10 protein-coding genes are annotated in these 12,005 nt (G+C 72.0%); 6 read left to right on the forward strand and 4 right to left on the reverse strand.

What is annotated here, in order from left to right; translation table 11 throughout:
* Positions 1-38: 38 nt before the first annotated feature.
* Positions 39-1,022, forward strand: coding sequence for an AraC family transcriptional regulator (locus tag BR70_RS21940; protein ID WP_051596484.1), 984 nt, complete (start codon positions 39-41; stop codon positions 1,020-1,022).
* 13 nt (positions 1,023-1,035) lie between these two features.
* On the opposite strand, the gene BR70_RS0100345 is transcribed toward BR70_RS21940, so the two are convergent.
* Positions 1,036-2,079 (reverse strand): LacI family DNA-binding transcriptional regulator, encoded by a 1,044-nt coding sequence (locus BR70_RS0100345; protein ID WP_027464450.1) that lies wholly within the window; start codon positions 2,077-2,079, stop codon positions 1,036-1,038.
* Positions 2,080-2,225: 146 nt separating this feature from the next.
* Here BR70_RS0100345 and BR70_RS0100350 point away from each other — a divergent pair, with 146 nt between their 5' ends.
* The 4 genes from BR70_RS0100350 (at position 2,226) to BR70_RS0100365 (ending at position 7,931) form a co-directional block, all read left to right on the forward strand.
* Entirely contained in the window at positions 2,226-3,521 is a 1,296-nt protein-coding gene (locus BR70_RS0100350; protein WP_027464451.1) for an ABC transporter substrate-binding protein, read from the forward strand.
* A 2-nt stretch (positions 3,522-3,523) separates the two neighbouring features.
* Positions 3,524-4,546, forward strand: coding sequence for a carbohydrate ABC transporter permease (locus tag BR70_RS0100355; RefSeq protein WP_027464452.1), 1,023 nt, complete (start codon positions 3,524-3,526; stop codon positions 4,544-4,546).
* Positions 4,546-5,427 (forward strand): carbohydrate ABC transporter permease, encoded by an 882-nt coding sequence (locus BR70_RS0100360; protein WP_017886791.1) that lies wholly within the window; start codon positions 4,546-4,548, stop codon positions 5,425-5,427. The genes BR70_RS0100355 and BR70_RS0100360 overlap by 1 nt, the downstream gene beginning before the upstream one ends.
* Positions 5,428-5,561: 134 nt before the next feature.
* The gene (locus tag BR70_RS0100365) at positions 5,562-7,931 is read left to right on the forward strand and encodes a beta-xylosidase/alpha-l-arabinosidase (RefSeq protein ID WP_442854624.1); all 2,370 of its coding nucleotides are present in this window, start codon (positions 5,562-5,564) and stop codon (positions 7,929-7,931) included.
* Here BR70_RS0100365 and BR70_RS18785 read toward each other — a convergent pair.
* Entirely contained in the window at positions 7,867-9,261 is a 1,395-nt protein-coding gene (locus BR70_RS18785) for an MFS transporter (RefSeq protein ID WP_081827162.1), read from the reverse strand. The genes BR70_RS0100365 and BR70_RS18785 overlap by 65 nt on opposite strands.
* Positions 9,262-9,325: 64 nt before the next feature.
* Here BR70_RS18785 and BR70_RS0100375 point away from each other — a divergent pair, with 64 nt between their 5' ends.
* Positions 9,326-9,949 carry a CGNR zinc finger domain-containing protein gene (locus tag BR70_RS0100375; RefSeq protein WP_051596486.1) on the forward strand — a complete coding sequence of 208 codons (624 nt, stop codon included), beginning with the start codon at positions 9,326-9,328 and terminating at the stop codon, positions 9,947-9,949.
* An 80-nt stretch (positions 9,950-10,029) separates the two neighbouring features.
* Here the strand turns inward: BR70_RS0100375 and BR70_RS0100380 are convergent, their stop codons facing one another.
* On the reverse strand, positions 10,030-11,070 hold the full coding sequence (locus BR70_RS0100380; protein ID WP_051596487.1) for a glycosyl hydrolase family 18 protein: 1,041 nt from the start codon (positions 11,068-11,070) through the stop codon (positions 10,030-10,032).
* Positions 11,067-11,819, reverse strand: coding sequence for a helix-turn-helix domain-containing protein (locus tag BR70_RS21945; protein WP_051596488.1), 753 nt, complete (start codon positions 11,817-11,819; stop codon positions 11,067-11,069). Before BR70_RS21945 ends, BR70_RS0100380 begins: the two co-directional genes overlap by 4 nt.
* Between the last annotated feature and the right edge of the window lie 186 nt (positions 11,820-12,005).

Genomic DNA, 12,005 nt, shown 5'->3' on the forward strand with positions numbered 1-12,005 from the left:
TGGAACGGTGCAGGTGACGGCATCGGGAGCGAGGCGTTGTGGCTGACCCCGTCCCGACTCCCCAGTCCGCTGCACGCGCCGGGGAACCGGTCCGTTTCGAGGTCTCCGGCGGGGACCCCGACTCGGCCGAGCGCGACCTCGCCGCCGTCCACGGCGCCGATCGGTGGTCCGTCCGGCGCCTCGACGACGACTTCTCGTACCGGTACACGGCAGTCGGGGACTCCGACGTGAGCATCCGGCGTTCGCAGCTCCGCGGTGCCGTGCGCGGCTCGGTGCCCGTCGGTGCCGACTACGTGGTGACGTGGATCACCAGCGGGACCGCGCACCTGGACTCCGGGCGCGTCCGGATGGAGTTGCGCCGGGACGTCCCCGTGCTCCTGCCGCCCGAGGAAGACTTCGTGTTCACGGCTGAGGACCACGACCAGCGGTTGGTGCACTTCGGGCGGGAGTACGTGCACCGCGTCGCGTTCGAACACCTGGAGGTCGAAGCGGCACCACTGCGGTTCGACCCGACCCGCATGCCCGAACCGGAGACCGCCGAGCGCTGGCAGGGGGCGCTCGTGGCGCTGTCCCGGGCCCTGCGCGCCGAGGGACCCGACTCCGACGCGTGGCACGAGGCCAAGCGGTCGGCCGCCACCGCGTTCCTGGACACCTTCCCGCCGCAGGCCGACGACCTGCCCGCGGTGCTCGGCCTGCCCCGGAACGCCCGGCTGCGGGCGGCGGTGGAGTACATCCACGCGCACGCCGCCGAGCCCGTCACGGTCCAGGAGCTGTCCGAGGTCGCCGGCCTGAGCGTGCGGTCGGTGCAGGAGTCGTTCCGCCGGGTCTTCGACGTGTCGCCGCTGACCTACCTGCGCGAGGTCCGGCTCGACCGCGTGCGCGGGGAACTGCTCGAGCTCGACCCGCAGGCCGGGGTCGTCGGCGACGTCGCCCGACGGTGGGGGTTCGCCCACCTCGGCCGGTTCTCGGCGGCGTACGCGGCCCGGTTCGGCGAGTACCCGAAGCAGACCCTGCGGCGCTGACGGCGGCGGGTGCTCAGCGGCCGGACGCCGGCCTCGGCGCGGGGCCCGTGCTCGCCCGCACCCGCAGGGTCGTGGGGAGCCGGACGTGGTCCGTGGTCGGTTCGCCACGGAGCATCGTCAGGAGCATCTGCACGGCGTGCGACCCGAGCTCGGCGAGCGGCTGCGACACCGTGGTGAGCGGCGGGGTCGTGGTGGACGCCTGCGGCACGTCGTCGAAGCCCACGACGGACAGGTCCTGGGGGACGCGGAGCCCGACCTCGGCCGCGGCGCGGAGCACACCGATCGCCGACGAGTCGTTCGCGGCGAACACCGCGGTGGGGCGGTCGGCGAGGGTCAGGAGCTCACGGGCGACGGCCGCGGACTGGTCCTCCTGGTAGCCGCCGTCACGCAGCAGGCACTCGTCGACCGTGATGCCCGCGGCCGTCAGGGCCGAGCGGTACCCGGCGGCGCGCAGCTGGGCGGAGGCCAGGTCGGCGCGTCCCTGCAGGTGCGCGATGCGGGTGTGTCCGAGTGACAGCAGGTGTGCGACCGCCTGCACCGCGCCGGCCTCGTTGTCGGCGTCGACGGTGGCGTGCCCCTCCGGCCCGGTGTGCGGGTCGATCGCCACGACGGGGATCGACGAGCTCGACAGTGCCGTGGTCGGGGTGACGACGATCGCGCCGTCGATCAGGGTGCCGGACAGGCGGGACAGCGACCGGCGCTCCCACCCGGGTCGGTCGGCGCCGGTCATCAGGCCGGCGTAGGCGAGGAGCTCGTAGCCGGTGCCGGTGGCCGCCCGCGAGATGCCGCGGAGCAGCTCGGTCGAGAACGGCTCGAACTCGGGTACCAGGATGCCGACGACCCCGGTCCGCGAACTCCGCAGGCTCCGGGCGACCAGCGAGGTCTCGTACCCCAGGTCGTCGACCACCTGCTGCACGCGGAGCATCGTGGCGGGTGCGACCCCGTCGCGCTGGTTGATCACCTTGGACACCGTCGGGATCGAGACCCCGGCCACCCGCGCCACGTCGCCGATCGTCACCCGGCCGGCACCGGGACGCGCGCCGAGTGCCGAGTCCATGTGCACACCGTACCGCTGCGGCACCATGCGATCGGTAAAGAAAACGTTATCGATATCGATTGACATCGACCTGGAGCAGCAGGCATGCTCTCCGCAGCGGCAGTCGATGTCGCGCATGTCAACGACGACACTTCAGGAGTTCCACGATGACGAGGAAGATCCGTGCCGCGGCAGCCATCGCGCTGATCGGGGCCACAGCACTGGTGGCCAGTGGGTGCTCGGCGGGCAGCGATGCCTCCGAGGACGGCGGGAAGGTCACGATGACCTTCTGGCACAACTCGACCACCGGACCGGGCAAGGCCTACTGGGCCTCGACGGTCAAGGCGTTCGAGGAGAAGTACCCGAACGTCACCATCAAGACCCAGGCGATCCAGAACGAGGACCTGGACGGCAAGCTCCAGACCGCCCTCAACTCCGGCGACGCCCCCGACGTGTTCCTGCAGCGCGGCGGCGGCAAGATGGACGCGATGATCGCTGCCGGGCAGCTCATGGACATCTCCGACTCCATCAGCGCCGACGCGAAGAAGTCCATCAGCGCGGGCACGTTCGCCGGGTACGAGAAGGACGGCAAGACCTACGCCATGCCGGGCGCGGTGCTCCCCGAGGGCATCTGGTACTCGAAGGACCTGTTCAAGGAAGCCGGCATCGAGGGCACGCCCACGACCATGGACGAGCTGAACGACGCGATCACGAAGCTCAAGGCCAAGGACATCGACCCGGTCGCCGTCGGCGCGAAGGACGCCTGGCCGGCCGCCCACTGGTACTACAACTTCGCGCTCCGCGAGTGCAGCCAGAAGACCCTCGAGGACACGGCGAAGTCGCTGAAGTTCGACAACGCCTGCTGGACGAAGGCCGGCGAGCAGCTCGAGGACTTCAACGCCACCAAGCCCTTCAACAACGGCTTCCTGACCACCGCCGCACAGCAGGGCGCCGGCAGCTCCGCCGGTCTCCTCGCCAACCACAAGGCCGCCATGGAGCTCATGGGCGCGTGGGACCCGGGCGTGATCGCGTCGCTGACGCCGGACGCCAAGCCGCTGCCCGACCTCGGCTGGTTCCCGTTCCCCGCGATCGACGGTGGCAAGGGTGACCCGAAGTCGATGATGGGTGGTGTCGACGGCAACTCCTGCTCGGCGCAGGCCCCGAAGAAGGCGTGCACCGACTTCCTGAACTTCATCGTGCAGAAGGACAACCAGGAGGGCTACTACAAGGCCTTCAACGCCATCCCGGTGAACAAGGAAGCCCAGTCGGTCGTCGACTCGGACTACCTGAAGACGGCCCTGGCCGCCTACCAGGAGGCCCCGTTCGTCTCGCAGTACCTCGACACCCTGTACGGCCAGAACGTCGGCAACGCGCTGAACACCAGCGTCGTCGACCTGCTCGCCGACAAGGGCAGCGCGAAGGACATCGTCGAGACCACCAACCAGGCTGCGGCCAAGGGCTGAGCATGACCCTCGACACCTCGCTCGGTACGACTCCGACCACCGGGTCGGACACGGCCGCGGGGACGTCCCCGGCGGGGAGCGGTTCGCCGCTCCCCGCCGGTCGGCGGACCAAGCGCCGCATCGCGGACTGGCGGAAGCGCGTCGAGATCGCGGTCCTCGCCGGACCCGCGGTCATCGTCTTCGTCACCTTCGTGATCCTGCCCGTGGCGCTCGCCGCCTACTACGGGTTCTTCAAGTGGCAGGGCTACGGCCCGCCCACCGACTTCGTCGGGCTGCAGAACTACCTGATCATCTTCCAGGACAAGGCGTTCCACGCGGTCCTGATGCACAACGGCTTCATCGTCGTGCTCTCGCTGGTGCTGCAGGGGCCGATCGCGATCGTGCTCGCACTGCTGCTCAACCAGAAGATGCACGGCCGAGGACTCGTCCGCGTGCTCGTCTTCGTGCCGTACGTCATCTCCGAGGTGATCGTCGGCACCGGGTGGAGCCTGATGCTCCAGTCGAACGGCGCCGTGAACGACCTGTTCCAGAGCATCGGCCTGGGCGGCCTCCGTGCGGACTGGCTGTCGAACCCCGACATCGCCATCTGGACGCTGCTCGTGATCATCTCGTGGAAGTACATCGGCTTCGCGGTGATCCTGTTCCTCGCCGGCCTGCAGAGCATCCCCGAGGAACTGTTCGAGGCCGCCGCCATCGACGGCGCCGGCTACTGGCAGATCCAGCGGCGCATCACGCTGCCGCTGCTCGGTCCGACCATCCGCATCTGGGCGTTCCTGTCGATCATCGGCTCGCTGCAGCTGTTCGACCTCGTCTACATCATCTGGGGGCAGTACATCGCGTCGACCGCGGGCACCTCGACGATGGCGACGTACATGGTCGCCAACGGCCGGACCTCGGGCAACTTCGGCTTCGGCAGCGCCGTCGCGGTCGTGATGTTCGTGATCTCGCTCGTGGTCGCCCTGATCTACCAGCGCTTCGTGCTCCGCCGCGACACCGCGGGTGCACTCACCGAGAGGAAGAACTGATGGCCACCACGAGCATCGTCGCCCCCGGGCGCCGGGCCGTGCGGGAGCGCCGGTCCAGTGCCGCGATCGGACGCGCGAACCCGCTGACCTACGTCGTCGCGATCCTGTTCGTCGCCGCCAACCTGGCACCCGTGCTCTACATCGTGCTGGGCGGCTTCCGGACCAACTCGCAGATCACCACGAGCCCCGCCGGACTGCCGGCACCGTTCGAGTTCGGCAACTACGGGTCCGTGCTGTCCAGCGGCATCTTCTGGCAGCAGCTCGGCAACTCCACGATCAGCGCCGTCACGACCACCCTCGGGGTCGTCGTGCTCGGGCTGATGGTGAGCTTCGTGCTCGCCCGCTACCGGTTCGCCGGCCGCGGGGCGCTCTACGCCCTGTTCGCCGCTGGTCTGATGTTCCCGATCACCGTCGCGATCACCCCGCTGTACCTGCTCGTCAAGGACCTCGGTCTGACGAACAGCCTGGCCGGCGTGATCCTGCCGCAGATCGCGTTCGCGCTGCCGACCACCGTCATCATCCTGGTGCCGTTCCTGCGGGCGATCCCCGACGAGCTCGAGGAGGCCGCGTCGATCGACGGGGCGAGCCGTCTCGGGTTCTTCTTCCGGATGGTCGTGCCGCTGTCGCTGCCCGGCGTCGTCACGGTCGGCATCCTGGCGTTCATCGCCAGCTGGAACAGCTACATCCTGCCGCTGTTCATCCTGAACAACGAGGCCGCGTACACCCTGCCGCTCGGGGTCCAGTCGTTCTCGTCGCAGTACTCCGTCGACACCGCCAAGGTGCTCGCGTTCACCTCGATGTCGATGATCCCGGCGCTCGTGTTCTTCACGATCTTCCAGCGCCGCATCGTCGGTGGCCTGACCGGGGCGGTGAAGGGGTGACCGCGACGGACGCGACGCAGACCGCCGGACGCGACCCGCGCCTCCAGGCTGACAGCGCGACGGACGCGACCGCGACGGACGCGACCGCGACCGCGACCACCGCCGGACCCCGCGCCGACGCGCTGCTCGCCGTGATGACCCTCGACGAGAAGGTCGCCCAGCTCGTCGGCTACTGGCTCGACCAGAACGGCGTCGTCGCCCCCATGCAGGGCGAGATGGCGGCCGTGCAGCAGGGCAGCACCCTGGCGGACATCACCCGCGACGGCATCGGGCAGTTCACCCGCGTCTACGGCACCCGTCCCGTCGAACCCGACGAGCGTGCCGCCTGGCTCTGGGCCGAACAGCGCCGCCTGCAGCGCGAGACCCGGCTCGGGATCCCGGCACTCGTCCACGAGGAGTGCCTGACCGGGCTCGCCGCGTGGAAGGCCGCGACGTTCCCGACCCCGCTGGCGTGGGGCGCGTCGTTCGACCCGGAACTCGTCGAGCAGGTCGGGGCCGCGATCGGTGCGTCCATGCGCCAGCTCGGCGTCCACCAGGGGCTCGCACCCGTGCTCGACGTGATCCGTGACCCGCGCTGGGGCCGGGTCGACGAGTGCATCGCCGAGGACCCGTACCTGGTCGGTACGGTCGGCACCGCGTACGTGCGCGGGTTGCAGTCCGCCGGGGTCGACGCGACCCTGAAGCACTTCCTCGGGTACTCGGCGTCGCAGGCGGGGCGGAACCACGCCCCCGTGCACGCCGGGGCCCGCGAGGTGGCCGACCTGTACCTGCCGCCGTTCGAGATGGCGCTGCGCGACGGCGGCGCCCGGAGCGTCATGAACTCGTACGCCGAGATCGACGGCGTGCCCGTCGCGGCGAACGGCGAACTGCTCACCGACCTGCTCCGCGACCGGCTCGGCTTCGACGGCACCGTCGTCGCGGACTACTTCTCGGTGGCGTTCCTCGAGGTCATGCACGGCATCGCCGCCGACCGTGGCGAGGCCGCGGCGCTGGCGCTCGAGGCCGGCATCGACGTCGAGCTCCCGACCGGTGACGCGTACCTCGCGCCGCTGGTCGAACGGGTCCGCAGCGGGCGGGTGGACGAGGCCCTCGTCGACCGCGCCGTGCTCCGGGTGCTCCGGCAGAAGGAGCGGCTCGGCCTGCTCGAACCGGACGCGTTCGCCGAGGACGCCCCCACCGGGATCGACCTCGACACACCGCTGCACCAGGCGCTCGCACGGCAGCTGGCGGCGAAGTCGCTCGTGCTGCTGTCGAACGACAGCGGCACCGCCGACAGCGGCAGCGCTGACGGCGGCAGCGCTCGCACCACCTCCGTCCTCCCGCTCGCGCCGGGGGCCTCGGTCGCGGTCATCGGCCCCAACGCCGACCGCGCCGAGGCCCTGCAGGGCTGCTACTCGTTCGCCAACCACGTGCTCGCCTCGCACCCCGACCTGCCGCTCGGCTTCGCGATCCCGACTGTCCGCGAAGCCGTCGCCCGGGCGCTCGGCCCGTCGGCGGTCCGCTTCGCAGCGGGCTGCGCCGTCACGGGCGACGACCGGGCCGGCTTCGCCGACGCGGTCGCCGTGGCCTCCGCCTCGGACGTCGCGGTGGTCGTCGTCGGCGACCAGGCCGGACTCTTCGGCCGCGGCACGGTCGGCGAGGGCAACGACACCGAGTCGCTCGACCTGCCCGGCGTGCAGCGCGAGCTGGTCGAGGCCGTCGTCGCGACCGGGACCGCCACCGTGATGGTGTTGCTCACCGGCCGACCGTACGCGATCGGCTGGGCGCTCGACGGCGACCGGCCGCGTCCGGCCGCGGTCGTGCAGGCGTTCTTCCCGGGCGAGGGCGGCGGGCTGGCGATCGCCGACCTGCTCACCGGCGAGGCCTCACCCTCGGGCCGCCTGCCGCTGTCCCTGCCCCGGTCCGCCGGTGCGCAGCCGTTCACGTACCTGCACCCGCGGCTCGGCGGTCCGTCCGACGTCACCGCCGCGGACTCCACGCCGGTGCGACCGTTCGGCTTCGGCCTCGGCTACACCGACTTCGCCTACGACGAGCTCGTCGTCGACCAGGACGTCCGCTCCGACGGCGTCTTCACCGCGTCGGTGACGGTCCGGAACACCGGGTCCCGTGACGGCGAGGACGTCGTGCAGCTCTACGGGCACGACGTGCACGGCAGCGTCACCAGGCCCGAGGTGCAGCTCCTCGGGTACGCGCGGGTCGCGCTCGCCGCGGGGGAGTCCGCGCGGGTCCGCTTCCGCGTCCCGGTGCAGCGCTTCGCGTTCACCGACCGTCGGATGCGCAAGGTGGTCGAGCCCGGCGACGTGCAGGTCTGGGTCGCGTCGCACGCGGCGGCGTCACGGCCGGGAGGCCCGGTGGCAGCGGGTGGGATCGTCGCCTCGGGCGACGGTCCGGTCCGACACCCCGTCCCCGGCACCGCCACGGAGCGCGCCACCGTCGCGGTCACCGGCGCGGTCCACGAGGTCGCCCCGGGCGACCCCCGCCTGGTGGAGTGGTCGCTCGTCTGACGGCAGTGCGGGGAGGCGTCGGCACCACCGATGCCTCCCCTCGCGTCGCTCGTCGACCGCCCCCGGGGTCGGTGGCCAGTGCGGCCGGGTCGCGGACGCCGCGGAGCGGTGAGGCGACGACCCAGACGACGGTGAGCAAGATCCCCGCGCACCCCAGGGCGAGGCCGGTCCGCGTGCCGAGCAGCTCTCCGACCAGGCCGCCGAGCCCAGCCCCGATCGCGATGACGCCGTAGGACAGCCAGCGCATCGTGGCGTTGACGCGCCCGAGCACCCGGTCCGGCGAACGCAGCTGACGGAGCGTGAGTGCGACGACGCTCGACAGCGAGGTCCCCGTGCCGTTCACGGCGAAGACCCCGATCAGGACGGTGACCGTGACCGGCGTCGACCACGACGGATCGATCAGGGGGAGCACTGCGAGCGCGACGCACTCGGCGGTGGCGCAGGCGACCAGGACGGGCCCGGCACCGAACCGGCGGACACTCGACGGTGCCGCGGAGGCGCCGACCACGGCGCCGATCGCGCCGAGGCTGAAGACGAGGCCGAGCAGCCCCGCGTTCAGTCCGAGCTGCCGCACTGCGTGCACGGTGAAGAGCACCATCACCCACTGCGCGAAGAGGTTGTAGATCCCGGCGAAGCCGACCAGCGAGACCAGGTACCGGTCGCGACCGACGAACCGCAGGCCCTCGCCGAGGTCCCGCAGTGCGCTCCGTCCGGTCGGGGTCGGGCGGGCCTCGGGCGCCCGGATGCCGAGCAGCGCGACCGCCGACACCACGTACGTCACGGCGTGGAGCGCGAGGGCCCACGGTGCCGACAGCACCTGGACGAGCAGCCCCCCGAGTCCTGGGCCGCCGACCTCGGCCGCCGCCGCCGTCGCCTCCAGCCGCCCGTTCGCGCGTTCGAGCTGCCGGCGTCCGGCGACCGTCGGCAGGAACGACTGGTAGCTCACCTCGAACGCGACGGTGAAAGCGCCGAGGAGCCCGACCAGGACGACGAGTACCGGCAGGGTCAGCGTCCCGCTGAACGCCACCACGACGACGACCACGGTGATGGCGGCACGGGCGAGGTCGGACACGACGAGGACCGGGCGTCGGCGACGGCGGTCGACCAGGACGCCGAGGGGCAGCGCGAGCAGGAGGAACGGGAACCACCGCGCTGCGTTCAGCACCCCGACCTCGCCGGCGGACGCGTGCAGGACGACGACGGCGAGCAACGGCACCGCCAGTTCGCTCACCTGCCCGCCGACGGCCGAGGCGCCTTGCGCCACCCAGAACCGCGTGAAGTCCGGGCCGAGGCCGGCCCGTGCTACGCTAACGCGTGGAACGCTGGTCATGCATTAGACCCTGGCACAGGCGATGCACATGGCACAACGGCTGATCACGCATTAGTCTCGGAGCATGGTGGCCCCCGACGCGCACTCGACGTTCCCGGAAGTGGGCGGACACACTGCGCTCGACCTCGTCGACACCGTGCACTGGCGACTCGATCCCCGACGTTCGATCGACACCCTGAGCAGCTTCGACGCCGTCGTGGCGTGGTGCGAGCAGATGGGGGTCCTGCCCGGGAACGCGACGGAGACCGTCCGGCTCGCCGAGGCCGCGCCCGCCGTCGCGGCGCGGGAGCACGCCGCGGTGCTGGCACTCCGCGAGGCGGTCTACGAAGCGGTGTTCAAGTCGTCACCACGCGCTGCCGCCCACATCGCTTCCGAGTACGTCGCTGCTCTCGAGCGCGCGACGATCGAGCGGGGCACGGACGGGGCGTCGTGGTCGTGGCGAATACCGGCCGACCTCTCCGGGCCGAGGGGCGCGATCGCCCTGCTCGCCCAGGAACTGCTGACGTCCGACCTCAGCGCGGCACGGCAGTGCGGCGACGACGCGTGCGGCTGGGTCTACCTGGACACGTCGCCCCGGCACAACCGCGTCTGGTGCACGGCCGCGGGGTGCGGCAACCGCAACCGGGTCGCGCGGCACCAGGCGAAGCGTCGCGGAGCCACGACGCCACAGGGCGGCCGTCAGGACTGACAGCGCGCACCACGTGCCCTGGATGTGACCGGGTGACGGACAGGAGGCGCGGTGCCAGCGTGCACCGGGCCTCCTGTCCGTCAGCGGGTCGCGGTCACCCGAGGCGGTTCGATCCGGTCGGACAGGTCCAGTGACCAGACGGCGACGCCGGTCAGGCCGAGCCGCTCCGCCAGCGCGACCCGCTCGCGCAGCGAGCGTGCGTCGGACCACCAGAGCACCTCACCGCTCGGCAGGGTCGCGGTCCACTCGCCGACGGTCGTGTCCCACGTCGCGGTCACACCCGCCTTCCGGACCCGCAGTCGTGCCTGGGCGTCCGAGAGCTGACCTGCCGGACGCTTCCCCTGCCAGTGGTAGCCGTACCCGCCGACGCCGAGCACGATCTGGTCGCGGGGGGCGAGGGTCGCGAGGGCGCGGGCGGCCTTCGACGACCACGCGAGCGACCCGACGGGGCCGGGTGCGTCCGGCTCCCAGGGGCCGTGCTGGTCGTAGGCCATGAGCGTCAGGTGGTCGAGCGGGGCGCGGAGGGCGCGCACGTCGTAGCCGAGGCGGGCGTACCCGGCCGCGGTGGTCGACGCGGACAGGGCGATGTCGAGCCGGACGTCGTCGCCGACGGCGGCTCGGAGCTCCCGGGCGAAGGCGGTGAGACCGGGCTTCTCTGCCGAGGTCAGCGCCTCGAGGTCGATCATGATCGAGTCCCAGCCGCCCGTGGCCACGTCGGCGGCGAGTGATCGGACGACCCGGGCGCGGTTCGCGGGCGAGGCCAGGAGCTTCCGCGCGATCGGCTCGCTGAAGTCGCCGTCGGCTTCGGAGTAGTTGCTGACGAGCAGCTGCGCGGTGAGCCCGTCGGCGTGTGCCCGGTTGCGCTGGGCCTCGGCAGCGTGCGACGGGGCGGTGACCTTCGAGCCAGTGCGGTCGAGCAGCAGCCCGTCGACGCCGACCACGTCCATCGCGGCGGCGTTCGCGTCCACCAGGGTGGTGTCGGCGTTCTCGGGCTGGAAGCCGGTCACGTCGAACCCGTCGGCCCGGGCAGCCGTCGGGGTCGTGCAGCCGGCGAGTCCGAGTCCTGCGGAGAGGACGGCGGCGAGCAGCGCGGAGCGGCGTCGATGCGGGGTGGTCGTCACGGCGAAGGGGCGTCCTGTTCGGGGTGGCCGGGTGCCGACCACGGCGGGAGCTCGGCCGACGGGTACCCGCCGTGCTCGTCGGGCGCCCGCAGCATCGGGTTGACCGCGCGCAGCCGGATGCCGGAGGTGTCCCCGGCGGCCCCGCGGACGGCGCTCGCCAGCAGGAACGCGACGACGTCGGCCGTGCTGCCGTCGGGGTCGTAGCCGTGCCAGGGGCGGTCGTCGCCCTGGGCGCGGCGCAGGGCGCTGGCGAACGTCGCGTCGGCGTCGTCGACCTCCACCTCGCAGTCGAGCACGATCCGGAAGCGTGATCCCTCGCCCGGGGACCCGGCGAGGTCCGACGTGGCTCGGGGGTCCGGGTCCTCCGGGTCGAACGACCGGAGCGCCGCGGACGGTGCGGTGCCGAAGGCGGCACGGTACTCGGCCGCCATCCGGCCGGCGTTGCTGAACTGCCAGTGCTTCGCGACGTCCGCGATGGTGCGACGGTCGGCCGGTGTCATCGACAGCAGGTCGCGGCGGACGCCCTCGAGCCGTACCCCGCGCAGGTACGACGCGGGCGAGGTCTGCAGCTCCCGCCGGAACGCGCTCTGCAGGCCGCGGGTCGACAGGTGTGCGGCGGCGGCGATGTCCGGTACGGAGATCGCGTCGCGGGCGTGGGCGTGCACGAACCGCAGCGCCTCGTGCACGGTGCGGGACAGCCGTGCTCCGCCGTGCTCGGGACCACTCGCCGTGGTCGGTGCCTGGTCCATACGTGGAGGGTACGAGTCGGTCGGGTGGATCGGCCTCCGACGCCACGACGCCGCCGTTATCCGAGGTGCGCGGATGTGGATCGCACCCGTTCGGGGGCCATTGTGGACCCCCGGTGAGGGTGCTTATCGTCCAAGAGGTACTCAAACTGTCCCCCTCCGAACAGGGTCGGAGGCACGGGGGCAGAT

Origin of the sequence: Curtobacterium sp. UNCCL17 (assembly GCF_000686685.1) — a bacterium.
Classification (GTDB): domain Bacteria; phylum Actinomycetota; class Actinomycetes; order Actinomycetales; family Microbacteriaceae; genus Curtobacterium; species Curtobacterium flaccumfaciens.